The following is a 23091-nucleotide window of genomic DNA, read 5'->3' as shown; positions in this document are numbered from 1 at the left end:
AGACCGGCACCAAGTGGCACGAAAACACATCTAAGCCCGCGTAAATGCGGGCTTTTTTGTGATTGCGTCCGGCACTCTCTGGCAACCTTTGGCATCGCCAAGCACCATTTTTTCATGGCATGATAGATGGTATTGAGTGCGCCCATATCATGAAATGCCGCTGATACCATGTACGCCCCGGCAGGAATTCATGGTATGAATTATCCATAATTCAATGATTTTATTGAATTTTATGAGATAAATTGCAGGCGCTCGGATCATGGTATTTAGACTGGCCTAGGGCGAAAACCATGCTGACCGACACCAAGCTGCGCAACCTCAAGCCGAGGGATAAGCTCTACAAGGTGAATGACCGCGATGGCCTCTATGTAGCCGTCACGGTCTCTGGCTCAATCTCGTTCCGCTACAACTACGCGATCCACGGCCGGCAGGAGACCATCACCTTCGGTCGCTACGGTGTTGGTGGCATCACCCTGGCGGAAGCCCGCGAGCGGTTGGGCGAGGCCAAGAAGATGATCGCGGCAGGGAAGTCTCCGGCCAAGGAAAAGGCGCGGGACAAGGCCCGCGTCAAGGATGCGGAGACATTCGGAGCCTGGGCGGAAAAGTGGCTGCGCGGCTACCAGATGGCCGAATCCACCCGCGACATGCGTCGCTCAATCTACTTTCGCGAGCTTAAGTCGAAATTCGGCAATCAGAAGCTGGTCGAGATCACCCACGAGGACTTGCGCGCACTGACCGATGCCATCGTGGAGCGCGGCGCGCCGGCAACGGCGGTGCACGTCCGCGAGGTGGTGTTTCAGGTCTATCGGTGGGCGATTGAGCGCGGCCAGAAGGTCGAGAATCCCGCGGAGCTGGTGCGCCCGACCACCATCGCCAGGTTCGAGCCGCGCGACCGCGCTCTGACACCGGATGAAATCGGTTTGATGTACCAATATGTCGAGCGCGTCGGAACAGCTCCGTCATTTCGGGCGGCGGCAAAGCTCTTGCTGCTGACGATGGTGCGCAAGAGCGAACTGACGAAAGCGACCTGGAGCGAGGTCAATTTCAGCGAGGCGCTTTGGACGATCCCGAAAGAGCGAATGAAGCGGCGCAACCCGCATCTGGTGTTCCTTTCCAGACAGGCGCTCGACATCTTCATCGCTCTCAAGACCTTCGCGGGCGGCTCGGATTATGTGCTGCCATCGCGTTACGATTCCGATGCCCCGATGAGTAGCGCCACGCTCAATCAGGTGCTGACGCTGACCTACAAACTGGCGCAAAAGGAAGGAAAGCCACTCGCCAAGTTTGGCCCGCATGACTTGCGGCGCACGGCAAGCACGCTGTTGCACGAGGCGGGTTACAATACCGATTGGATCGAGAAATGCCTTGCCCATGAGCAGCGTGGCGTGCGCGCGGTCTATAACAAGGCCGAGTACCGCGATCAGCGAGTGGAAATGATGCAGGATTGGGCGGACATGATCGACGAGTGGACGCAGAAATGCCGGGCCGTCAGCGTGTAGCGCGTTTCTGCGCGCGGCGCTTTATGGCAGCGGAAACGGCTTGACGCGACACGTCGAGCTTGCGCGCTATCTCGGTCTGTTTCATGCCTTGGGCCAGCAAATCGTCGATCATGCTGATCGGTGCCCTGGGTGCCTTCAGCGCCTGAAGCTGGCGATAGGCTTCTCTCCTGACATCCGCGTGAGCCTCGATATCCCATGAGGGAAGAACGGCACTATTTATGCCCTTCCGCCAGATTTGTTCGATCAGCTCCTCATACTTGCCAGCAAACCGTCTATCCCGCTGATAAGCACGACGCGCATCATCGCCGCGCCGTGGATTGTGCGCTTCGCAGTAAAGTTTGCTGGGCTTCGCCACCCCATCAGACTGACCAGGAAGGCGATTGGACCCGAGCAACTCTCCGTGCCGTGCCCATTCGCGATAAAGCATTATCCTTTCGACACGATCCCGGAAGCCAGACACGGATTGGTCGCCGCGCATTTCGAATGCGTCATAGTAAGCGCCCCACATGCGGGCGGCACCAAATCGGCCGAACTTCCCTGCAAGTGCCTGCTCGTAGCGTGCCACTACGTCATCGGCCTTCGTCTGTGCTGCTGAGCGTATTGCGTCAGTGAGTGGCACGGCCTTCGCGTTCCCGCCTGCCAAACGCTTTATGACGGCAGGTGCCTCCAAAATGGTCGAATACTCTGTGGGTCGCCAGCAGAGTTCGCAGAAGCACCACATATAGTGATGATCCAGCTTGGCTCGTATGCGGGCTGACGACGTATCGCGCTCCCTCACCAACCGTTCAAGATACGGATCAAAGGCGTTTCGTGCTGTCTTGGCCATGGCTCCACGATAGCCCAACTGTCAACGACATTCTAACTTTTTCGCCGCAGCCCGCTGGCACCGAACGGTATCGTCAAGCATCTGACTGATACCGAAGGACGCCGGCATGGAGATCAAGACACTCATCAACCGCAAGAAACTCCATGCCATGATCCCGCTGGCCGAGCGGACGATTTACAACATGGAGCAGCGCGGGGAGTTTCCCCGCCGCATCGCCCTCACAAGCCGGAGTGTCGCGTGGGATTTGGCCGAGATCGAAGAATGGATTGAGGCGCGCAGGTCGTCAGGCGCTCAAGCCGCGCGCCCCGGCGCCTGAGCCGCAATATATTGGCCCGCTGCCCAGCCTCTGGAAACTAAGTCGTGGCACGCGACGGGCTGGCCGCCCTTCTCGATCAACAGCGGAGAGCCTCCCAGGTTGGGCGGGGCGAACGCATCGGGCGTGAAAGAACGTCCCGCCTTGCGCCAGATCGTACGGCGCAGGGCGATTTTTTCGTAGCCGACATTCTGGATGCCGTCCCCAAGGGTGACATGGCCAGCATGGAGCATCCGCTATTCGCGCTGAAAGCTGGCGACAGCCGCGTTAGAACTTACGAGCGCAACGGCTTCACCGTCACCGTGAAGCCGGGTCACGACGGCTGCGCCACGATCCACGACAAGGATTTGTGGATTTACTGCGTCAGCCAGATGGTCGAGGCCAGGAACGCGGGGCAGGAAGTCTTTCGCGTCGTGCGCTTCAAGGCGTACGACTTCCTTCGTGCCACAAATCGCGACACGAGCGGCCGAGCCTATATCCGAATGGGCGAGATGCTCGCACGGCTCACCGGCACGCGGATAGAGACAAACATCGAGACGGCGGGCAAGCGCGAGCGCGGGTTTTTTGGACTTGTGGACTCGGCCAAGGTCGTCGAGCACGATCGAAGAAACCGAATGGTTGCCGTCGAGGTGACGTTGCCCTACTGGTTGTATCGGTCCGTCGAAGCCATGCACGTGTTGGCCTTGAGCCGTGACTATTTCCGCCTTCGCAAGCCGCTGGAAAGGCGCATCTACGAATTGGCGCGAAAGCACTGCGGCACACAACCGAGCTGGCTGATTTCACTGGCGGTGCTTCACAAGAAGAGCGGCAGCGCATCGCCGCTGCGCAACTTTCGCGAAGACGTGCGGGCGCTGGTTCAGTCCGGGCATTTGCCGGATTATCTGATGTCCTACGATCCGGCGCGGGACATGGTTACGTTCTACGCCTTTGGCCCGACAGGTCGGGTGGCTGAAGCCAAGGACATGCTGGCTGGACGCCCCCACGCGCCGTTGGTCGCGCATGAGAAAGCTCACGCACGGAAAGCAGGAAAGCGCCCGCGCTCCGCCAATCGCTGACGCGAATAGCCGGCGGCGAGCTGCCACCGTTCTCAGGTGCTGAGGGATTTCGCGTGTGCGGTCTTGCCTTGCGCGCGCCGCTTGGCGAGCTTGGCCATGCGGGTGTGGATTTCGTCAGGGCTGATGTCGGCGGGGTCGAAAGGTCGGCCGTACCATTCGAGCATGGATTTGCGAGCTGAATGGCGCGGTTTCGCCACGGCGTCGAGAAACTCTTCGAAGCCGGGAAGGCCACCGACATCTTCAGGCGGCGCGCGGCGCTCGCCATCGACGAACCGAGGATAGTCAGTCTCGGATTCGGCGGGGAAGACGCCTTCGATCTCGACGCTGTGTCGCCAGTCGTCACCGAAGTCATAGGTGTAGATAAACGTGGTGACGCCGCGCTCGATGAGCTTGCCGAGGCGGATGTTAGCGGCATCACGCGTCGGCGGGCCCATCCAGTCGTCATCGAGCGGAATGCCATAGCTGGCCTCGCCGACATCGAAGCGGAACAGGTGGTAGTTCTCGAACAGCATGACGGCCTGGATTGCTAGGTGCAGGGTCCTGAGGCTATTGGAGGCCGGCAGTTCGACCCGGCGCCAGATGGCCGGCTGCATGTCGTCGAGCGTGATGCGGATACGGACGATCTGATCGGTCATGCCGCCATGCTGACGGGCGTCCCGTTGGCTGTCCAGCCCCAGGGCGTGAGTTCGACCTCCCAGACCTAGGTTCGCTATATCGCCTTCGGCTACCGCCCTGTGGATAACTTTTCCCGAGCCGCAAATCGTTTCGTGCTTTTAGGTGCACTTGGCCGCGTATGGCACGTGCTTTTAGGTGCACCCCATTTCGTGCTTTTAGGTGCAGGGCGATTCCGTAAGCAATTGCGCTATAATGATAATTTGGGAGTTTTTGAGAGTGTAACGCGCGCGCGCGTTTTAACTCTATATATTTAACTTAGAGCCGGCTGCGTCACCGCACCCGGCTAGGCGCTCCGCGCCCTGCGCCATCATCCCCAGGCACACGCTGTTACACCACTCGGGGGGACGTGACCCAAGCCAACGAAAGCGTCCGCTTTCTGTCCGCATTTCTCTACCGTCCGCAAACTCATCGCAGACCAGTGGAAAACGGACACGTTGCTGGGGTCCGCCAAACGGTCGTTTGACGGACAAGAATGATGACATCACAAGCGACCTCACCGGATCGTGGCGAACGGCAATTTCAGATAAGGTCGTCTCGTTCGTTTCCGCTGTTGGGATTGTGCTGAAAACCGTTTTCTTTTTTTGGTGCTTTCGAGATCTTCGGCACCGGGGATGGCGACTGATCTTGTGCCGGTATTGCCGGTGCTGGCGGGGGCATCTCATCTCGAACATTCGAGCCTTGAATGCCTCGCTTGCTGGGAGGACGGATATGCTTGCCAACGTATCGGGCGAATTGGCTGTAGCTTAATCCGGTGCTCGCTCCGCCATAGTTTTCGTAAATAACCGTCAACGGCCAGCCAGCGTTCACATGCTCCCGGAATTTTTCGAGTTGCGCCAAGAACGCGACGCGTCCCGCGCCCGTCAGCTTCCCTTTTAGTGCCATGATCGTCGAAATCTCCACTTGCGCATTGTTGCGCAAATATGCGCATAAATTTTCGGCGCAGCAACGATTTACGACGATTAGAGATGACTAATCATGCGTAGATATGCGTAAAGATGGCTATTGTACCGGGTTCGCGGAGTTGCGCATGATTGCGCACACAAAGGTGACGGCAAAGGTGACGGCAAAGGTGACGGCAAGATGTGTGTTTGTAGCTACACGGCGAAGCCGAGCAGCAACGAAACCCCGGCCTTACTCACCTTCGGTTCGACGTAACTTGCTCTGCGAGGCATACAATCGCTGCCGCGACAATCGGGCGATGAAGGGTTTCGACGATGGAACAAAGCACCAAAAGTCAGTCGGCGAAGCGCGACCGAACAATGCGTTTTCGGGCGACGGAGGAAGAGGCGCGCGAGATCGAGCAGCGCGCCGCCAGCACTGGCATGGGCGTGTCGGGTTATGTGCGAGCAGCGGCGCTCAATCACCCGGTTCGGTCGGTCTATGATTTGAAAGCCGTCGCCGAGCTGGGCCGTATCAACGGCGATCTCGGCCGGGTCGCCGGCTTGCTGAAATTATGGCTTGCCGAACGGCGCGGACACGGCGCGCCGGCGACTGATGTGGAACGCATGATGGGTGAGTTTCGCACGTTGCAGACCGACCTATCGCGAATGATGCGGCAGGCGCTGAAATGACAGCGAGTAGATGGAACGATTTCCTTGTCATCGCTTACAAGGAGATGCGGGCCATCGAGGCCGAGATCGCGCGCCTCGCCCTCATCATCGCCGAATACCAGGCGGACGTGCTGTACCGCGGACAGAAGCTGGCGCTGGCCGAGTTCCTGCCACTGAACAAGGAAAACTGGATAACTTGCGGCAACGCCCTGCGGCTCGATTGGCTGTCTATCAGAGTGGTCCGAATGCTGGTCTATCCCCACGAGTGCGGGGGAACCAATCGCAATGCACGAAATGAACTTCCCGCCGAGGGTCTATCCCCACGAGTGCGGGGGAACCAGCGGCTCGAACCGCGAGCCAGATGATTGGATGGGTCTATCCCCACGAGTGCGGGGGAACCCGCGCCAAGCCGGGGTCTTGCGGCATTACGGCGGGTCTATCCCCACGGGTGTGGGGGAACCGGCACCGCAAGTGAGCGGGAATTCCGGGGGCTGGGTCTATCCCCACGGGTGTGGGGGAACCACGATCTGGTCCGCCTATCAGAACAAGGGCGGGGGTCTATCCCCACGGGTGTGGGGGAACCCGCTTCTCGGCGCGATCCTGACGAACAGCAACGGGTCTATCCCCACGGGTGTGGGGGAACCGCGGCGGGGCCGCTTATGTGCTGTCCTGGCCGGGGTCTATCCCCACGGGTGTGGGGGAACCGCAATCGCGGCGGAAATCGCGGGTTTTTGAAGGGGTCTATCCCCACGGGTGTGGGGGAACCAGCAGAGGGCGGTGTTTTGTCCGTTCACACACGGGTCTATCCCCACGGGTGTGGGGGAACCCTGAGCAATAAGGCGATCCTGGAGATTCATCACGGTCTATCCCCACGGGTGTGGGGGAACCGCAACATGCTTTGCCGCCCAGATGAGAAGGCTGGGTCTATCCCCACGGGTGTGGGGGAACCCCGCAGCCGCCCGGGCAAGCGCCTCGGTGTGCTCGGGTCTATCCCCACGGGTGTGGGGGAACCGGGCGGCCAGTTCCCGCTGTGCGGGCGACATGGGGTCTATCCCCACGGGTGTGGGGGAACCTGAAATCGATAATGAAGGGAGGACCGCGCGGTGGGTCTATCCCCACGGGTGTGGGGGAACCTCACCTCGGCCTCGCGCCTCAGGCGGTCGGCAGGGTCTATCCCCACGGGTGTGGGGGAACCTCACTGCCGAGATCGCATCGATCGAGCACGGCGGGTCTATCCCCACGAGTGCGGGGGAACCTTCTGCTCCACCCAAGGTATGGCGGAGAGCACGGGTCTATCCCCACGAGTGCGGGGGAACCCGACCGCCAGGGGGGCGCCGCATTCGCGGCAAGGGTCTATCCCCACGAGTGCGGGGGAACCGCGATTACGACACCTTGGAGCCAGACGGAACATGGTCTATCCCCACGAGTGCGGGGGAACCTGGTCGCCGAACTGGCGCAAAGACCCGATCGTGGGTCTATCCCCACGAGTGCGGGGGAACCTGATCGCGCACCCACCCCATGTTGTCGCGCACGGGTCTATCCCCACGAGTGCGGGGGAACCCAGGAGGCGGAGCATCGGGAATTCCCCGTGGTGGGTCTATCCCCACGAGTGCGGGGGAACCGGACAGGGGGAGGGGCGGGCAACATTCGGCCGGGGTCTATCCCCACGAGTGCGGGGGAACCGGTGAAGTCAGCCTTCACAGCGAGATTACCCGGGGTCTATCCCCACGAGTGCGGGGGAACCGTGGCCGTCGTCGGCGGAGGCGTGTCGATGTCGGGTCTATCCCCACGAGTGCGGGGGAACCGTACGCGTGAGCACTGCGTACCGGGGCCTAGAGGGTCTATCCCCACGAGTGCGGGGGAACCCTCGGCATAAAGCGCCTCGGTCATGCAGTCATGGGTCTATCCCCACGAGTGCGGGGGAACCTTTGCGGCGTCGTCCACCAAAAGGCGTCCGGGGGGTCTATCCCCACGAGTGCGGGGGAACCGTCATGGTATGCTCTCCATAAACCCCGGGCTTGGGTCTATCCCCACGAGTGCGGGGGAACCGCCCTAATCCAGCAAGGAACGCAGCTTACGCAGGGTCTATCCCCACGAGTGCGGGGGAACCTCGATGCCAGGATGATCCCGCTGTCGTCTGTTGGGTCTATCCCCACGAGTGCGGGGGAACCCATTCCAGCCTCCCCCTGAGATCGGGGATTAAGGGTCTATCCCCACGAGTGCGGGGGAACCGCTTATCCAATATCGCCTGTCGGGCGTAGTAGGGGTCTATCCCCACGAGTGCGGGGGAACCGCTCCGGCGACGTGATCCCTCGCATTGCCGAGGGGTCTATCCCCACGAGTGCGGGGGAACCTTGTAGATCGCCTGCGCCCCGGTCCCGGCGGCGGGTCTATCCCCACGAGTGCGGGGGAACCCAGGGCGCCTTCAGCGCGAAACGCCGCCGCCAGGGTCTATCCCCACGAGTGCGGGGGAACCGCCAGGGCTTCGGTCAGGACGTTCGCGGCGTCGGGTCTATCCCCACGAGTGCGGGGGAACCATAGCGCCTTGGACCATGGGGTATTCGCCAAACGGTCTATCCCCACGAGTGCGGGGGAACCGCTATGGTGTGCGGGGCAGATGATGCCCGCGCGGGTCTATCCCCACGAGTGCGGGGGAACCCGCACCCGGATAATGCGGGGCTCGGTGTAGTAAGGTCTATCCCCACGAGTGCGGGGGAACCTCTGACCTTTAACGCCTTCTAAAATATACACACTGTCAAAGAGCAGAAGGAAAAAAGTCAGTCACTGGGCTTCTTTTCGATTGCCGGCAGGGCCCGGCGGACGAGCAGGATGCCGTCGTGGGCAACGATATCCTTGGGGGGTTCACCCAGGGTGGCGAGGCCAAGGCCGCCATTGGCTAGGCTGTCGGCCCAGGTCATAACGATGCTGCCCTGGCGCAGGTGCCCATACCATTGGGCAAGCACCTCCCAAATCCGCTGGCGGACGCCGGCGTTCATCCGGGGCTGCGCATAGACGCCGGGCGCCAGTTCAAGCATGGCCGAGCCCAGGAACCCCCGGTAGCGCGCCTCGACATTGCGGGTAACGACCACAACCATCGGCATCAAGCGATCTCCTCGGTCTCGGCCCCAAGACCCAGAAGCGTTTTGATCCTGTCGATCATCGAGGGAATAACGCCGCGTTGGCGAAACAGCTTGGCCGCCCGCTGGCGGGTGAGTCGCTCAAGGGGATCACCGGATTTTTCCGCCTCCTTAACGGCGCCAAAGGCGATATCCAGGGTGATATCGTGGCGATAAAGATCGGCGATATCGAGAACGAAGGACTGGCCGGAATCCTCGTGGACGAACCCCAGTTGGGGGATCGCCCCCACCGCCGCCACGGCGACCGAGGCGGCGGCGGTCATGGCCGTTGCGGCGTGGTTGATCGCCTGATTGGCCTCATCCCCGGCCTCGGGATCGGCCCGATCATAGCTTCGCCCCCGCCAGGGTATGCCATAGCGTTCCGCCGCCAGCTGGTAGCTTCGCTTGATGCGGGCGCCTTCCTGCCCGCGCAGAACCTCGATGTCGCGCGTTCGCACGATCTCGCCAAAGCGCATGGCATACATGGCGCGCGCCACCTCCATGCGGGTCTTCGGATCGGCCCAAAGCGTTACCTGCGCCCGCGCCAGGGCGGAACTGTCGGGCATCAGGGGCGGCGCGGTATAAAACCGTACGGCCCCCTGGCCAATGGCGGCCAAGGCGCAGCCATGGCGGGCCAGCAGCCGCAGCGCATCATGGGTAACGCTTGACCCCGGCCCCAGCAGGATGATCGATACCGCCTGATGGGGGATCTGATAATCCCCCGCCGCCAGTTCACCGCCACCGGCGGTCACAAAGCGCAGACAGCCGTCTTCGACCTCCAGACGGCCGCGATCAAGCCAGACCAGCCCATGGCGGTCGGCATGGGGAATGCGCGCTTTTTCAAGTCCCAGCCTTCCGCTCAGCATGATCCGTCCCCTATCGCGCCGGACGCAGAAGCATCATGCCATAGCCGTAAGCGGTATGTCGGCCAAGGCCAGACGCCAGATGCCCGGCGAATTTCGCCCCGTCAAGGATGACCAGTTCCCCATGGAAGACCGCATCCGGGCCTTCGATGGATTTACTGCCACGCAGAACGGCGCGGCGCTCGAAGCGGGCCAGCCGTACCTCCTCCACCCGGGCCGCGCCGGACAGACGCTCGGCCAGCCATTGGAAATAGACCCCTTCGCGCGTGATCGGCGCGCCGGCCACCCCCTCGGCGGGCCGCCCCTCGGGAAAACGGCGGAGGGCCTCAAGCAGGAAGGCATCCACTTCCGCCCCCTTGGGGAAAACCCCGGCCGGTTTCAAAAGCCGGCGAACCGGCCGCGCCCGCAGGTCAAAGGCCAGACGGCGTCCCTCGCGCCAGTCCTCGGGCATGGCCTTGGCGGCCAGCCGGGCGGGATCGCAAACGGCCAAGGCGTCGGGCAGACCAAAGTCCCGCGTCGTCTGAACAAGCGCCGTCCTATCGGCGCGGGTATAGGCGTAAAGCGTGCCGGTGGCGCCATTGGGCGCCACCATCAAGCGGAACGGCTGAAGGACACCCTTGCCGAAGCTCTCGCCAAGCAGGTGATGCAAGGCGCGCCCTTCATCGGTGCCGATGCCGCGCTGGCCGGCCCAGCGATGAAAGGACACCATGTCCAAAGGCAGGCTGATCAGATAAAGCGGGGTCATAGGCCGGCCCCTTGCGCCACGACGACGCCTTCAACGATCGGGCGCGTTCCACCGTGCAGGCCTGTGCGCCAGTTCCGCAGGTCGGGCAGGTCATGGATGCGATGAACCGCCGGCCCGTCGACAGGCCCTTCCCCCACCGGCCAGACCGCGCGCCGCTCGGCGGCAGCCCCATCCCTTTGGCGATCGTTCCCATCGGAGCGCAGCGCCTGAAGCGCCTGATAGGCGGTGGCGGCGACAACGAACTCCTTGCCGCGCAAAGGGCGGGACGGCACGCAGGATTTGCGTCCGATGAACAGCGGCCGGGCCGGGCGGTCCAAGGCGGCGGCGAGGTCGTCAAGAGCGGGTTCTTCGGCCGCATCCAACCGCAAAGCCACGACGACCGAGGCATCGCCATGATAATCCCGGCGGCGGCGATGGGGCGCGCCGTAACTGGCCCCATCGCGCCCCTCGGGCTCGCCCCAGGTCGTCCATCCCCTTTCGGTCTTGGACAATTTCGCGTTCTGGGTATCGGTCAGAACGCCGGTCGGATTTTCGCGCTCGCGGCGGGCGGCGAAGATCAGGCGGTCTTGCAGGCGCTGGTGGCGCTCCCACTCGGTCCGCCGCCAGCCAAGCGCATTGGCGAACAAGCCCGTCAGCATCGATGCGGCGGGAAAATCGCGGGTCACGCCCACGTTATCGATGGCCACCCCACCGAAAGCCAGCAACGGCGCTTCCAGATGCACGATCAGCCAGCGATGCTCAGGCATCGGGAGCCTCCTTCACCCGGCTCGCCGTCCAGTCCGCCAGGGCCTTGAGCGACAGCTTTTCCAAGCCGCTGGTCGCCGGTCCGGTCAAGGGCGTTTCGGCCAGCGACAGATAGCGCCGGGCCTCCCCCGTCTCATAGGTGGCATCAAGCTTGGCCAAACAGCCGTCCAGAGCCGCCACCGCCTGTTCGCGATCAGGGGCGATCGCCTTGCGATAGGCCGTCGCCAGACTGCGGGGCTGGCGGTCGCCCGCTTCGATCAGCATCAGATCGGCGCGGCCATAGGGCGCGGTGGAGCCCAGCTTGGCGCCCGGGGAAACTTCGGCGATGAGATAGACAAGATTATTCACCACTTGGGCGGCGATCTCCTTGTCACCGCCGCAATTACCGATCAGGCCGGGCAGATCGATCACCACATAGCCATAGAACAGGCCCGAGGTTAGTTCGGTTTCCTGGATCGTATCGGCGCCGCTATCGCTCTCGTCTTTTTTCAGATCATCAACGGCGGTGAAGTAATCGCCCTCCGCCTCTTCGGCATGAACGGTGAAGGCATGGGCGACATGCACCGGCGCGTCGATATTGGCCGCCGGATCGGATGTCACCATGCGGCCGAACAAGGCGGCGACAAGACCGCCGGGCAGCGCCGCGTTCTCGCTCATCGCCTTGAAATTCGCGTCTTTCCGCCAATCGGCGACGGCCTTTTGCAAGGCTTTCGCATCGTTTGCCCCGGCGGCGAGTTCTTCCGCCCGCCGGGCCAGCCACGCCAGTTCGGGCTGTCCCAACAACAGGGTCTGGCGGCTTTTCTTGCCCTTGTCCGCCTTGTCCCCATAAACCAGTTTCTGAAACTCCGGCTCCAGGACATCAAGGATGTCCTGGGGATAACGCCCCTCAAGCGGCTTGATCACCAGATCCGTAACCAATTCGCGCGAGCGGAACGAGCCAACGTATCCCCCCAGGGTCTGCAGGGCATGGGGGTCGTGCTCGGCCATCCGCCAGTGACGCTTCAGGCATTGCGAGGAAATGCGGGTGCGGTTTGATCCGCCATAGGTCAGCCGCTTGGCCAGACCGGAATCATCCCGGTTCAAAAGCGCCGCCGTATAGGAATGCAAACTGTGGATTTGCAGAAAACGGGACGGGGTCATTCGTCGGCTTCCTTATGTCTTGTCGGTGCGTAAAGCGGAATCAAGCCGCCGGTAATAGCTGGTCGCCAGGGCTTGGGCGGAGGTTTTGCTTTCTGGAAACAGCAGCAAAGCGGCGATATCGGCGCAATTGAGGCCCCGGTCGATCACCCGGCGGTTTGCCAGGGCGCGCGCGATGCGCTCCAAGGCCTCGCCATGGTGGTCTGGCGGTTGGGACAAAAACCGGGCCAGCCGCGTTTCCGATACAAAGGGCCGCGTCGCATCCTTCCAGCCAGGATCGCCGCCATCACACAGCACGCCGCCCAGTCGGTATCTATCGTCGTGCAGAGGGATCCCCTTGGCCCGCTCTCCCTTGGGCGTCAAAATCGCCATGATTTTGATGATCCGCATCCACGGCGTGATCGGCGCCGCGTCGATCACCCCCCCGGCGCTGGCCAGATGCCAGAAGGCGGAACATCCCGGCCCCCCAACCTCCATCCGCCGCAGTTGGGCCAGATCCCCGGTGCCAAGGCGGCACATCTTTGCCGCGATCTCGCCGACCGCGACCTTATAATCAAACCTTTCTCCCTCAGGCGGCATCGTTCGCATCCTTGTGGTGGGGCTGGAAGAGGTCCGGGTAATCGCGCCGGATCCGGCCAGTGAAGGCCGATCGCGCCCGGGCTTCGGCGCGGGGGCGGAAAATGCCGGCGCAGGGGATGGTGGGAAGCGCCGCTTTGAAAAAGCCCTCGGCCGCCGAAAACAGCTCCTTGGCGAAGTTCATCTCGATCGCCAGCAGCGCCTCTGGTCCCTGGTCGCGCATAGCGAACCGGGCCCACAGAAAGGGGAAAAAGCGGCTATCGGCCACCCGGTCAAAGCCGTCCCGGGCGTCCCGCGAATAGGCGTAATGCTCTTTTTTGATTTTTTCCCGCTCGCCGCCGACCGCGGCCAGGGCCAGGGCAAATCCAAGCGCTTTGTCGAAGGTTTCGATCGTCGTCATCTGCGCCTTGGCAAGGTCGTAATTTTTTCCCGCTCGCCGCCGACCGCGGCCAGGGCCAGGGCAAATCCAAGCGCTTTGTCGAAGGTTTCGATCGTCGTCATCTGCGCCTTGGCAAGGTCGTACAGCTCGGCGCGCTTGGGACCAAGGCTCAGGGCTCGGGAGATCTTGCCGCCCACGGGCAGGATGCGCGTCTTGAAGCCATAGGTCTTGCTATTGCCCCGGGCCAAGGCGGCGCAGACCAGGGCGAGCGTTTCGCCTTCAGGCTCGAACGACGCGGGCCGGGCCAAAAGGGGCAGGTCCCAATTTCCAGACAGGATAAGTTCGGTGAGAACCCTATAGTCAAAATCACGGTCATTAAGGGTAAAGCTTTTGTTTTCAACCTTATCGACAGGGGCGAAGGGGTCACCCAAAGCGCCCTTCAAAGGCTTGGCATTGATCCGCGTCGCTTTCGATGTTCCCTTTCTGCCGATAAGCCGCCCCGACTCCTCCGACAGCCGGACACGGCGGCAGACTTCAATGAACCAGATATCCAAGTCCTTGGTTTGAAGCTGTTCGTCTTCCGGCCAAAGGGCAAGCCATGTCAGGCCAAGCCCCCCGGTTTCGCGATACCCGAGAGGCTCGTAATGTGCCATCTCGCTCTCGCGCGTCTCCAGCAGCACGGCCACATCCCTGCGAAACCAAGCCCCCGGCCGGGGGGCCATGGCTTTTTCCGACTTCGGCGGCAAGGGCGCCAGGGACACCAACGGGCGCGAGGACGCGCCGCCATTCATCCGGGCGATGCCCTGATTACCCGCCCCGCCATAGCCCTCTCCGGTCTGCAACGAGATCAAGGCGAAGACCCAATCCTGGGCCGTTCCACGATAGGCCACCGACTGCTTTAAATCGTGGTTGCGCGAGGTGATCAGCAGGTCAAGCCCATCCGGGGTCGCAACCGGATTGCCAAGCTGGAGACCCGGCGGGATCGGCGGCTGAAGAAAGGCGGGTTTGCCCGGATCATCGACCACCAGACACCAGGGCTCATCGGCCTTAAAGCCTGGTGTCAGGCCGCGCAGAAGACGCGCCCAGTCCTCTTCCACCGTCGGAACGGTCTTTTCCCCCGCCTTTTGCAGGGCGAGGGCCGCCAGTTGAACCAGAAACATATGCCAAGCCGGCGCTTGATGGGGTCTTAGGGAAGGAAACGAGCCCACCTCATCGCGGGCCAAGGCCGCCATCACCCCGGGCAATGTCAAAACCCCACAGGGCGTGACATCGATCAGCGGCTGGAGGAGGAGATTGACCATCCTACCCCTCCAGCCGACCGAGAGAGCCCCGCGAGTGCGGGGAAGTCAGCCGATCACAACCGTCGGTCAGATCATACAGGGGGCTATCCCAGGAGTTTTCCAGGGCCCCGTCGGCTTTTGTCGAGACGACAGCAGCCTGAAGGCGGAAAGCGACAGAAAATCGCGGCAACCGGAAGACCGTCTCGACACACGTGAACATACCGAACCCCATGATTGGAACTCCATGCAAAAGTGGCATCGAACACGATATGGGATCCGCTCAGGATATTTCAAGTAACCTGTAAGATCTAACCGTACCGCGGCGTCCGTACTCGAATTTGGTCCCTCCGGCTTGGAAATGCAACACCCCATCCAAAGCGATCGGCGCCACCACCGTCCCGCCGTCGATCCCATGGGACCAGGGGGGCGGCAGGGTCACGCCACTGATCTCGACTCCGAAGGGGCCGCAGACCGGGCCGGAAAAAAGAATCCGGGCTCCCTCCGCCCCCAGTCTCGTGCGGATTCTCTCTTCCTTGTCGGGGTCTGGGTACCTCATGTCGGCGAAGGGCGTGCCGATCGGCAGGGCGATGTTTCTGGCCGCGCCGGCATCGGCGATGTCCTTGCCACATACATTGGCCCAATAGGTTTCCCAGGGCCGCCCCAGTTCCCTATGCAGCGCCTCGATGCGCTCGGGATGGGTTGCGCTTTCGACCAGAAACCGGTTCATCGCCGGGATGCGCCATTCGGGGTAAGCCGCGATCAGGCGCCGGGTCAGTTCAAGCACGGAGAGGTCGCGGTAGATGCCGTTCAGAACACCCCGCTCGTCCCATCCCCCCAGCCCGTTCTCGAAAAAGGGAGGCAGAAATATCTCCAATCCCTGCTCGGGCATCAGAACCCGACAGTGGGGGACCTCGAAGCCGGACGGCCGGCTCAGGGCATGGCGATGCAACCGCCCGATGCGTTGCAGCAGCACATCGACGGGACACAGGTCCGTGATCAGAAAGTCGGCATCGATATCAAGGCTTTGTTCGAGCGTTTGCGTTCCGATGACGATCCGCCCGCCCGGTGTGCGCGTTGCCTGATCAACAGACAAGGCCGCCTCCACCGCCCCATCAAGCAGGGCGCGATCCTCGGGGGCGAACCGGCCGTGATGCAAAGCCGGACCCTTGGCCACCGTCAGCAACAAATCCTCGCCGCCGGCTTGCCGGACCCGGTCGAAGGTTGAAATCGCCGCCCGCACGGTGTTGCGCACGACAAGCACCCGCGCCCCGGAGCGCGCCGCGTCGATCGCCAGGGCCGCCGCCGTTTCCGCCGTCCACGACGGAACAAGCCCGATGGCGACGGATTTCTCCCCGCCCTTGCCGATCCCCCCGCGCGGCGCGACCTCTCCCTTGCCCCAAACGGCCGGATAGGGCGTGGCCACCGCCTCCTCAAAAGACGGGGAAGTCTTGCGCCCCAGCCACTTCGTCCGTGCCAGCGATCCCAGCGTCGCCGACATCAGCATGGCCTGACCACCGTGCCCGAGATGCATGGCGAGCAGATGGGTCTGTACTTCAACCATATAGCGATCAGAGGCATGAACTTCGTCTATTACTAGCAGGCTGCGCGAAAGGGCGGCCCCCCGGAGATGGGCATGCTTGACCTGCAAAGCGGCGAGCATGGCCTGATCGACGGTTCCAACGGCGATGGTCGCCGCCAGATGGCGTTTGGCGCTTTCCGCCGCCCACCGGGCCAGAAGGCGGCTCTCGTCAAGACCGCCATCGTCATCCCAGCGCACCCCCCAGTCAGGCAGGGCATGCCCGCCAACCACCCCGGATTTCAGATAGCCGGGAACCGCGAGAACGGCCTCCGGCGCATCGGCGCCAAAGACCCGCGCCATCGCCTTGTTCACCCGGGCGTGGAGTTGGATGGCCGCGGCGCGCGTGGGGAGGGCGAAATAGAGGCTGTCCACCTTTCCCGCCGCAAACAGCAGGACGAAACGCCACAACGCGGCTTCCGTCTTGCCCGATCCGGTTTCGGCTTCAAGAATGACAAGGGGTTCGGCAAGGGGAAACGCGCCGACCAGCTGTTGCTGGGGCCGTGGGGTGTCTATGCCGGTAAGGGTGGCGAAATCGGCCCGCCCCGCCGCCTTACGCTGGAGGGCGCGGGGATCGAGGCCAATGGCCGCCACCGCAGCGCCGGCTTTTTTGCGGGCCTTCTCCATGTAATCGACATCAAGCTCGGCCTTGAACGGGAAGACCGCCCTTGTCGACCCCAACCAGTCGGCAAGCGAGACAAAGCCACAAAACAGATGGGCAAACCCCACCATCGAGGGAAGCGGCCGACCGTCTTGGACAAAGGCGCCGGCAAACCAACGGGGGATGAGACCGCCGACTTCAGCCGAAGCCGCACCAGGGTCATAGCCGGCTTTCGCCACGGCCCGCCAACAAGGGGGGCGTCCTCCTTCCATGGAAACCGGACGACCATGGTGGGCAAGGACGGAGAAAAGCAGATTCCAATCGACACCCCACTCGATCAGCTTTTCCAGATGCAGGCTGCGGACAATGTCCGGGGGGGCTTGGTGCTGGAAAATCTCCACGCCTTCCCGCATATGTCCGTGCCGGGGCCCCGTCCATAAGCCCTCCGGCCAAGCCTTCGCTTGAAACCCCGGATGCAGCTTGCCTATGTCGTGAAGGAAAACCAGAACGGCAAGGCGGGCGATATCGACCTCGGAAAGGGGACCGCCTGCGGCCCGTTCCAATCGGCTCCGCACTCCGGGCAGCGCGGCCATGGCCTCGAAGCAGGCTGCCACATCGGCGCAGTGATGGGCCAGATGATGGCTTTCCCCGTCCCTCGATTTTCCCCAAGGCGCGCCATAAAGCCCCTTGCGGCTTTCTTGGTTTTGCTCTGCCGCCGAACCGGTGACATCGTTCAAAGCCCAGCCCCCAATACCGCGCATCCTTCGCGCTCATCTTTCCCCTGAAGCAAGAGCAGACCACATTGTGGCTATCCGCAATAGCTTCGACCATAGGGTGGCATTCCTTGCTGGGGTCGAGTTTGACGTGCGCGCTGACGCCAAGGTCGCGGGCGCAACCGCAACGGAATAAAAATTGTTCAGAATGGTATTCTGAATGGTATCTCTGAATGTTTATTTTTTATCTATTTGTTTTTTAAATGTTTTTTGTAAAAAAAATAATCGAGTGGGAATAATTCGGGCCCATCCGAGGGCATCCGAAGCCACGCCACGACACGATATAAGACGCTGAATTATATAAATAAATTCACCGTCCCGTTTCAGTATCGATCGCCGGGCTAGCCTGCCGAATGACGCTATGATGCATCTTGTCTCAGCCCAAAATCGCCTATCCCGTCAGAAGCACGAGAGCTTCTGACGGGATAATTGGGCGCTCTCCGACATTGTTTGACCGATCGGGAGAAGCCCCCCAGAACGGAGGCGGCCCCTATTTGGTCCTGACCCTGCGGCCGGAGTCTCCGGTCAGGGTCATCGTCACCTGGGGCCAGCCCGCCGCTGATCCCGTCGGGCATATCGTGCCGATGCCCGCGCGAGTCATCGCCATGGATCGCCGTTTTCCCCTAAAGCGGTGAGCGGGGAATCCGCTCATCGCTCTCAGATCTTGATCGCCCAGCACATCATCGCCGCACTCTGGCTGAGAGTGCTCGGGATGTGCCGGGGGCGCGGCGCTCGGCGGGGGACCCTTTTTGCGATGGGCCTAAACAAAGGTCCGTCAAACGGTCGGCACCGTTCCGCCATCGATGACGAACTCCGTGCCCGTCACCGCGCCGGCGCGCGGGGAGACGACGAAGGCGACCAGATCGGCGACCTCGGTCGGCTTGGCCGGTCGGCCGAGCGGGATGCCGCCGAGCGCCTTCATGATGATCTGCTTGCCGCCCGCGTAGTCGGTGCCGGCCTGTTCGGCCAGCCGCTCAGCCATGGCAACCGCCGCCTCGGTCTCTACCCAGCCCGGAGAAACCCGCACCACACGGATGCCCTTCGCGGCGACCTCCTTCGACAGGCTCTTGCTGTAGGAGGCAAGCGCCGCCTTGGCGGCGGCATAGGCCGTCGTCGATTCTGGAAGCGGCAGACGGGTCTGGATCGAGGTGATATGCACGATCACCCCCGCGCCCCGCGCGATCATTCCCGGCAGAAGCGCACGGTCAAGACGGACGGCCGGCATCAGGTTCCAGTTCAGGGCCCTCGACCATTCGGCATCGTCCAGGGCGGCGAACCCGCCGGCGGGGGCCGACGAACCGCCGACCACATGCACGATAATGTCCACGCCGCCGAGACGATCGATCGCGTATTTCGCTACCGCGTCACAGCCCTCGGCGGTGGTCATGTCGGCGGCGAGGCAGTGGACAGGGTTCGCCGGGTCCGCCGGGTTGGCCGGCACACGGCGCGCGGTGGTGACCACGCGCACGCCCGCATCGCGCAGCGCACCGACCACGGCCGCACCGATCCCCTTCGTTCCACCCGTCACCAGGGCGCGGGCGCCGCTCAAACCGAGATCGAAGCTCATCCCGTGATCTCCAAGCGGGCGATCTTGTCGCCGTCCACAACGAACGCATAGCGCAGATCGACCGGGCTACCGGGGAAATCCCCCGCGACACGGCCGCTTACCACGGTGCGCCCGCCTTCCTCGCTAACTGCAAAAGGATCAACGGTGTAGCTGACTTTCGCCGAGGCTTCCGCCTGCCATGCGCGGATGGCATCGCGGCCCGTATGGGTCTGGCGCTCATCGACCACGACGGCGTTCTCCGTGAAGCATAAGGCGACGAGATCGCCATCATTGTGGTCGGCGGCGAAATAGGCCGCGACCGGCCCTGGCAGAGGGATCGGCATGACAGGTCTCCGGTTTGTGTTGTCCCGGGGCATAAATCGCCTTAGCCTGAGCAAATGACAAGAACAGACAAAAAAGTAAGGTACTCACCCGAAGGTAAGGGCTCCGGCTACACGCGCGAGACGGCGGCCGAAGGCGTCGAGACTGTGCTGAAGCTGCTTGAAGGCCGCTGGAAGCTGATCATCTTGTTCCACCTGTTCGGCGGCGCTGTCCTGCGATTTTCCGACCTTGAGCGCGCCATCCCGGCCGTGTCGCAAAAGATGCTGATTCAGCAGCTTCGCCAGATGGAGAGGGACGGTATCGTGCGCCGCATCGTTCACCATCAGGTGCCGCCGAAGGTCGAATACTGCCTGACGGACTGGGGACAGGCGCTTTGCCCGGCCCTTGACGCGCTTTTGTCATGGGCGGCGCTCCGCGAGGACAGGGCGAAATCCTCCCCGTGACTCCCTAGCTTGAGCATCAAGGGGGGGGCGCCAGCGCACAGGCGCGGAGCACAACCGCGCCCCGAGAGGGCATCCCCGGCCTTCCGTCCCGAGAAAAAAAGAAAAAGGGGGGCAGACCCGCTTTTGCTGTTCTGATGCTGTTTCAGGGGCCGTGCTGTTACAAAGCGGGCGCTTGGCGCAGGGTTCCGCCGATCGACAAGGCCAAGGGCGTCTTCCCCTGCCCGTCTTTCATGCGAAACAGGCGGTCTGGCCCCTTCTCCATGCCTTTGTATATTTCCCAGGGCAACGCATCGTGCTCGTTCACGAAGTCGATGCTGATCCCGGCCTGGATCAGGGCGTTCAGGATATCGGAAACGGAATGCTGCCATTCATAGGTGCGGGCGTTTTTTATTAGCGCTTCCGAGCCGTCATAGCTTGTTTCGTCATCAAAGATCAGCGGGCTTTCCGGGGGCGTTTCGTAGTCGAAGACCTGACGCAAGGCCCCATTCTCCCCGGCCTCCATCATCAGCGCAAAGGGATGCGTATCGGCGAAATAAAGCCGGCCGCCGACGCGCAGCACGCCGGCGATGGCGCGCGCCCATTTGCCAAGGTCGTCCAGCCAGCAAATCGTGCCCCAACTGGTGAAGACCAGATCAAAGCCGCCGCCCAGCAAAGACGGCGCATCATAGACAGAGCCCTCGACAAACGCGGCATCCAGACCGGCGCGCTTCGCCAGATCCCGGGCATGGCCGAGCGCGGCCGGCGAAAAATCAAGCCCGACAACCTCGGCGGCCCCCATCCGCTTCACCGAAAGGGTGTCGGTGCCGATGTGGCACTGGAAATGGGCGACGCGGAGCCCGCCGACATCGCCAAGCTCGCTGATTTCAATCGGCGTCAGAGCGTTGGCCCCGGCGACCAACGCGTCGATGCCATAGAACTGGGTCTCGTCCCGGATATGGATAGCGGCCCGATCATCCCAATTCATCCGGTTGGCCGAAAAAAACGCCTGAGTTTCCGTCATTTTGGCTTTCCTAGGCGTTCTTTAGTCCGGTCTTCCTGGCATTAAAGACGGGAAAACGGCACACAAGCCGCCACAGGCAAGGGCGGCCTAGCGCCGCTTTTGCCTGTCAAAAATCAAAAATAATGAGGAAAAACAAGGCACTGGCGGAGTAGGAGGGATTCGAACCCTCGATACCGGTTTCCCAGTATGGCGGTTTAGCAAACCGCTGGTTTCAGCCACTCACCCACCACTCCGGTGCCAGTCATCGCGGGGCGGCTAGCCCCCGCGCGAGGGAGGAGGAAATAGCAGTCCGCAACGGCGCCGTCAAGGGATCGACAGCCGATAATTACGGGTTTTTCGCAATCCGCGCGTCAACCACCCCGCCGGTCAGCCGCGCCAGTTCGTCAAGGGTGGTTGGGAAAACGCAATGGGGGTGGCCGGCGGCGGCGAAAACCGTAGGAAAGCGGCCAAGCGAGGCATCCAAGGCGATGGGCAGCGCGGCGGGATGGCCAAGCGGGGCGACACCGCCGATGGCAAAGCCGGTGGCGGCGCGCACCACTTCGGCATCGGCGCGTTTGCAGCGCCCCTCCAGCCCGAGACAACCGGGCAGGGCCGCGGTATCGGCCTGACGATCGCCGGCCACCAGGGCCATCACCGGTTGGTCACCGATCACGAAAACCAGCGATTTGACGATGGCGCCAAGCTCGGTTCCCAGGGCCTGGGCGGCGTCTTGGGCGCTGCGCGCCGTATCGGTCAAAGCCACCACCCGGGTATTTGACCCGCCGGCGGCCAGGGCATCGATCACCCGGCGCACCGAACTATTGGACAAGGGGCCATTGGCCAGGTCGTCATTCGCCGTCGACAACGCGGATTGGGGAACGCTCACCGGGCTTACTCCTCGTCGGTCTTGAGTTCGTCGGTCTTGATAAGCTCCTCGGGCCCGATCAACTTTGCCCCCATCGCCGCCGCCGATCAATCACCGATCAACAAGGCGGCGCAAGCCCCCCTCCCCCGTCGGCTTGGCTTTCCGCAGCCTACGCCTCCTTTGCCTCCTTCCTTTGACCGGCCAATTGCCGACCGGCATCACTGAGGGCGCCGGTGATCGCCGTGCCGATGGCATCGGCGAGCAGGCGGTAATCGCGCGAGCGCGGCGAGGCCGGCCGCCACAGCAGGGCCAGGGTGCGCGCCGCCCGCGCCCCGGTGATCGGCCGCACCACCACGCCCGATCCCGGGCGGGCCTCCACCGGCACGGCGATGCTGGGCATCAAGGTGACGCCCACGCCGCCGGCGACCATCTGCACCAGGGTCGACAGGCTGGTCGCCTGAAAGGCCTCGTTGCCGCGCGAACGCGTCAGGTGGCAGGCCTCCATCGCATGCTCACGCAGGCAATGGCCGTCTTCGAGCATCAGCATGGTCTCGGACTCGAGCTTTTCCACCGCGATGTCATCAAAGGCCGCCAAGGGGTGGTTTTCCGGCATCGCCAGAACCACCTCTTCGGTCGCCAGTTCAACGCGCGGCAGATCGCCCACCGCATAGGGCAAGGCCATCAGCGCCGCGTCGATCCGCCCGGCGTTGAGCAGGCTGAGCAGGTTGGCCGATTGCTCCTCGCGCAGGAACAGCCGCAAGCCGCCATAGGCTTCGCGCAGGGCGGGAACCAGACGCGGCAACACATAAGGACCGATGGTCGGAATCACCCCCAAATGAAGGTCTCCGACCAAAGGCAGGGATCCGGCCTGGGCGGCATCGACCAGAGCCTCGGCATCGGCCAGAACGGCGCGGGCGCGCTCGACGATTTCCTCGCCCAATGGCGTGAACACCACCTGACGCCGGCTGCGCCGTTCGATCAGCCGGGTGCCCAGCAGACCCTCAAGCTCCTGAACCCCCGCCGAGAGGGTGGATTGGGTTACGGCGCAGATCTCGGCCGCCCTGCCGAAATGCCGGGTTTCGCTGACCGTCACCAGATAGCGGAGCTGTCTGAGGGTCGGAAGATTTTTCATGGCATTTTCCGATCAGAAGTAGCGAAACATCCAATTAGAATGATTGGCCGCAGAAAGCCATAGTCTTGGTGTTGGT

22 protein-coding genes, 1 tRNA gene, 1 pseudogene and 1 CRISPR repeat array are annotated in these 23091 nt (G+C 62.7%); of the genes and pseudogenes, 6 read left to right on the top strand and 18 right to left on the bottom strand.

Annotated features, from left to right (window positions below; translation table 11 throughout):
- The first annotated feature begins 290 nt into the window (after positions 1-290).
- On the top strand, positions 291-1499 hold the full coding sequence (locus RRU_RS01865; RefSeq protein WP_011388107.1) for a tyrosine-type recombinase/integrase: 1209 nt from the start codon (positions 291-293) through the stop codon (positions 1497-1499).
- Here RRU_RS01865 and RRU_RS01860 read toward each other — a convergent pair.
- A complete protein-coding gene (locus tag RRU_RS01860) occupies positions 1489-2325 on the bottom strand; it encodes a hypothetical protein (RefSeq protein WP_042440018.1) in 837 nt (278 codons plus the stop codon). The genes RRU_RS01865 and RRU_RS01860 overlap by 11 nt on opposite strands.
- Positions 2326-2431: 106 nt before the next feature.
- Here RRU_RS01860 and RRU_RS01855 point away from each other — a divergent pair, with 106 nt between their 5' ends.
- Positions 2432-2641: a helix-turn-helix transcriptional regulator gene (locus tag RRU_RS01855; protein WP_011388106.1), complete on the top strand. Its 210-nt coding sequence runs from the start codon at positions 2432-2434 to the stop codon at positions 2639-2641.
- 44 nt (positions 2642-2685) lie between these two features.
- Positions 2686-3693: a replication initiator protein A gene (locus RRU_RS01850; protein ID WP_014625921.1), complete on the top strand. Its 1008-nt coding sequence runs from the start codon at positions 2686-2688 to the stop codon at positions 3691-3693.
- A gap of 32 nt (positions 3694-3725) precedes the next feature.
- Here RRU_RS01850 and RRU_RS01845 read toward each other — a convergent pair whose 3' ends face one another.
- Both RRU_RS01845 and RRU_RS01840 read right to left on the bottom strand, forming a co-directional pair.
- Positions 3726-4328, bottom strand: a complete 603-nt coding sequence (locus tag RRU_RS01845) for a plasmid pRiA4b ORF-3 family protein (protein ID WP_011388104.1) — start codon at positions 4326-4328, stop codon at positions 3726-3728.
- Positions 4329-4887: 559 nt separating this feature from the next.
- Entirely contained in the window at positions 4888-5268 is a 381-nt protein-coding gene (locus RRU_RS01840) for a TraK family protein (protein ID WP_237703820.1), read from the bottom strand.
- A 314-nt stretch (positions 5269-5582) separates the two neighbouring features.
- On the opposite strand from RRU_RS01840, the gene RRU_RS01835 reads away from it, so the two are divergent.
- Entirely contained in the window at positions 5583-5939 is a 357-nt protein-coding gene (locus RRU_RS01835) for a plasmid mobilization protein (RefSeq protein ID WP_011388103.1), read from the top strand.
- Positions 5940-5956: 17 nt separating this feature from the next.
- Positions 5957-6151: pseudogene (locus tag RRU_RS19940) on the top strand (DNA methyltransferase); the annotation flags it as partial.
- Between the two features lie 16 nt (positions 6152-6167).
- A CRISPR array of direct repeats spans positions 6168-8638; the repeat unit is 29 nt; unit sequence GGGTCTATCCCCACGAGTGCGGGGGAACC.
- Positions 8639-8695: 57 nt separating this feature from the next.
- Here RRU_RS19940 and cas2e read toward each other — a convergent pair.
- From cas2e to RRU_RS01775, 11 genes are all read right to left on the bottom strand, one after another.
- Positions 8696-9019, bottom strand: coding sequence for a type I-E CRISPR-associated endoribonuclease Cas2e (gene cas2e / locus RRU_RS01825; RefSeq protein WP_011388101.1), 324 nt, complete (start codon positions 9017-9019; stop codon positions 8696-8698).
- Complete coding sequence (gene cas1e, locus RRU_RS01820; RefSeq protein WP_011388100.1) at positions 9019-9900, bottom strand: type I-E CRISPR-associated endonuclease Cas1e; 882 nt, start codon at positions 9898-9900, stop codon at positions 9019-9021. The genes cas2e and cas1e overlap by 1 nt, the downstream gene beginning before the upstream one ends.
- Positions 9901-9910: 10 nt before the next feature.
- Positions 9911-10642, bottom strand: coding sequence for a type I-E CRISPR-associated protein Cas6/Cse3/CasE (locus RRU_RS01815; RefSeq protein WP_011388099.1), 732 nt, complete (start codon positions 10640-10642; stop codon positions 9911-9913).
- The gene (gene cas5e / locus RRU_RS01810) at positions 10639-11388 is read right to left on the bottom strand and encodes a type I-E CRISPR-associated protein Cas5/CasD (protein ID WP_011388098.1); all 750 of its coding nucleotides are present in this window, start codon (positions 11386-11388) and stop codon (positions 10639-10641) included. The genes RRU_RS01815 and cas5e overlap by 4 nt, the downstream gene beginning before the upstream one ends.
- Positions 11381-12526: a type I-E CRISPR-associated protein Cas7/Cse4/CasC gene (cas7e, locus tag RRU_RS01805; RefSeq protein WP_011388097.1), complete on the bottom strand. Its 1146-nt coding sequence runs from the start codon at positions 12524-12526 to the stop codon at positions 11381-11383. The genes cas5e and cas7e overlap by 8 nt, the downstream gene beginning before the upstream one ends.
- Positions 12527-12538: 12 nt before the next feature.
- Entirely contained in the window at positions 12539-13102 is a 564-nt protein-coding gene (locus tag RRU_RS01800; RefSeq protein ID WP_011388096.1) for a hypothetical protein, read from the bottom strand.
- Entirely contained in the window at positions 13092-13499 is a 408-nt protein-coding gene (locus RRU_RS01795) for a hypothetical protein (protein WP_011388095.1), read from the bottom strand. The genes RRU_RS01800 and RRU_RS01795 overlap by 11 nt, the downstream gene beginning before the upstream one ends.
- Positions 13496-14779, bottom strand: coding sequence for a CRISPR-associated protein Cse1 (locus RRU_RS01790; RefSeq protein WP_011388094.1), 1284 nt, complete (start codon positions 14777-14779; stop codon positions 13496-13498). Before RRU_RS01790 ends, RRU_RS01795 begins: the two co-directional genes overlap by 4 nt.
- Before the next feature lie 259 nt (positions 14780-15038).
- A complete protein-coding gene (locus RRU_RS01785; protein WP_011388093.1) occupies positions 15039-17696 on the bottom strand; it encodes a CRISPR-associated helicase/endonuclease Cas3 in 2658 nt (885 codons plus the stop codon).
- Between the two features lie 787 nt (positions 17697-18483).
- Positions 18484-19275: an SDR family oxidoreductase gene (locus tag RRU_RS01780; RefSeq protein WP_011388092.1), complete on the bottom strand. Its 792-nt coding sequence runs from the start codon at positions 19273-19275 to the stop codon at positions 18484-18486.
- Positions 19272-19598, bottom strand: a complete 327-nt coding sequence (locus tag RRU_RS01775) for a nuclear transport factor 2 family protein (RefSeq protein ID WP_011388091.1) — start codon at positions 19596-19598, stop codon at positions 19272-19274. The genes RRU_RS01780 and RRU_RS01775 overlap by 4 nt, the downstream gene beginning before the upstream one ends.
- A 144-nt stretch (positions 19599-19742) precedes the next feature.
- Here RRU_RS01775 and RRU_RS01770 point away from each other — a divergent pair, with 144 nt between their 5' ends.
- Entirely contained in the window at positions 19743-20039 is a 297-nt protein-coding gene (locus RRU_RS01770) for a winged helix-turn-helix transcriptional regulator (RefSeq protein ID WP_014625918.1), read from the top strand.
- 157 nt (positions 20040-20196) lie between these two features.
- On the opposite strand, the gene RRU_RS01765 is transcribed toward RRU_RS01770, so the two are convergent.
- From RRU_RS01765 to RRU_RS01750, 4 genes are all read right to left on the bottom strand, one after another.
- Complete coding sequence (locus tag RRU_RS01765) at positions 20197-21039, bottom strand: class I SAM-dependent methyltransferase (protein ID WP_011388089.1); 843 nt, start codon at positions 21037-21039, stop codon at positions 20197-20199.
- A 141-nt stretch (positions 21040-21180) separates the two neighbouring features.
- Positions 21181-21272, bottom strand: a tRNA-Ser gene (locus tag RRU_RS01760).
- A gap of 92 nt (positions 21273-21364) precedes the next feature.
- Positions 21365-21904 (bottom strand): YbaK/EbsC family protein, encoded by a 540-nt coding sequence (locus RRU_RS01755; RefSeq protein ID WP_011388088.1) that lies wholly within the window; start codon positions 21902-21904, stop codon positions 21365-21367.
- A gap of 148 nt (positions 21905-22052) precedes the next feature.
- On the bottom strand, positions 22053-23015 hold the full coding sequence (locus RRU_RS01750; protein ID WP_011388087.1) for a LysR substrate-binding domain-containing protein: 963 nt from the start codon (positions 23013-23015) through the stop codon (positions 22053-22055).
- Between the last annotated feature and the right edge of the window lie 76 nt (positions 23016-23091).

The sequence above is a fragment of the Rhodospirillum rubrum ATCC 11170 genome (genome assembly GCF_000013085.1).
Lineage (GTDB): Bacteria > Pseudomonadota > Alphaproteobacteria > Rhodospirillales > Rhodospirillaceae > Rhodospirillum > Rhodospirillum rubrum.
Note: the sequence above shows the minus strand (reverse complement) of the source record. Positions and strands in the feature narration are given on the sequence as shown.

What these genes read in the sequence shown, in the direction of transcription:
- cas5e (WP_011388098.1), bottom strand. Translation starts at nt 11,388, where the DNA reads ATGCCTGAGCATCGCTGGCTGATCGTGCATCTGGAAGCGCCGTTGCTG.
- RRU_RS01780 (WP_011388092.1), bottom strand. Translation starts at nt 19,275, where the DNA reads ATGAGCTTCGATCTCGGTTTGAGCGGCGCCCGCGCCCTGGTGACGGGT.
- RRU_RS01765 (WP_011388089.1), bottom strand. Translation starts at nt 21,039, where the DNA reads ATGACGGAAACTCAGGCGTTTTTTTCGGCCAACCGGATGAATTGGGAT.
- RRU_RS01835 (WP_011388103.1), top strand. Translation starts at nt 5,583, where the DNA reads ATGGAACAAAGCACCAAAAGTCAGTCGGCGAAGCGCGACCGAACAATG.
- RRU_RS01795 (WP_011388095.1), bottom strand. Translation starts at nt 13,499, where the DNA reads ATGACGACGATCGAAACCTTCGACAAAGCGCTTGGATTTGCCCTGGCC.
- RRU_RS01785 (WP_011388093.1), bottom strand. Translation starts at nt 17,696, where the DNA reads ATGCGCGGTATTGGGGGCTGGGCTTTGAACGATGTCACCGGTTCGGCG.
- cas7e (WP_011388097.1), bottom strand. Translation starts at nt 12,526, where the DNA reads ATGACCCCGTCCCGTTTTCTGCAAATCCACAGTTTGCATTCCTATACG.
- cas2e (WP_011388101.1), bottom strand. Translation starts at nt 9,019, where the DNA reads ATGCCGATGGTTGTGGTCGTTACCCGCAATGTCGAGGCGCGCTACCGG.
- RRU_RS01790 (WP_011388094.1), bottom strand. Translation starts at nt 14,779, where the DNA reads ATGGTCAATCTCCTCCTCCAGCCGCTGATCGATGTCACGCCCTGTGGG.
- RRU_RS01750 (WP_011388087.1), bottom strand. Translation starts at nt 23,015, where the DNA reads ATGAAAAATCTTCCGACCCTCAGACAGCTCCGCTATCTGGTGACGGTC.
- RRU_RS01860 (WP_042440018.1), bottom strand. Translation starts at nt 2,325, where the DNA reads ATGGCCAAGACAGCACGAAACGCCTTTGATCCGTATCTTGAACGGTTG.
- cas1e (WP_011388100.1), bottom strand. Translation starts at nt 9,900, where the DNA reads ATGCTGAGCGGAAGGCTGGGACTTGAAAAAGCGCGCATTCCCCATGCC.
- RRU_RS01855 (WP_011388106.1), top strand. Translation starts at nt 2,432, where the DNA reads ATGGAGATCAAGACACTCATCAACCGCAAGAAACTCCATGCCATGATC.
- RRU_RS01865 (WP_011388107.1), top strand. Translation starts at nt 291, where the DNA reads ATGCTGACCGACACCAAGCTGCGCAACCTCAAGCCGAGGGATAAGCTC.
- RRU_RS01800 (WP_011388096.1), bottom strand. Translation starts at nt 13,102, where the DNA reads ATGCCGCCTGAGGGAGAAAGGTTTGATTATAAGGTCGCGGTCGGCGAG.
- RRU_RS01815 (WP_011388099.1), bottom strand. Translation starts at nt 10,642, where the DNA reads ATGACCCCGCTTTATCTGATCAGCCTGCCTTTGGACATGGTGTCCTTT.
- RRU_RS01845 (WP_011388104.1), bottom strand. Translation starts at nt 4,328, where the DNA reads ATGACCGATCAGATCGTCCGTATCCGCATCACGCTCGACGACATGCAG.
- RRU_RS01775 (WP_011388091.1), bottom strand. Translation starts at nt 19,598, where the DNA reads ATGCCGATCCCTCTGCCAGGGCCGGTCGCGGCCTATTTCGCCGCCGAC.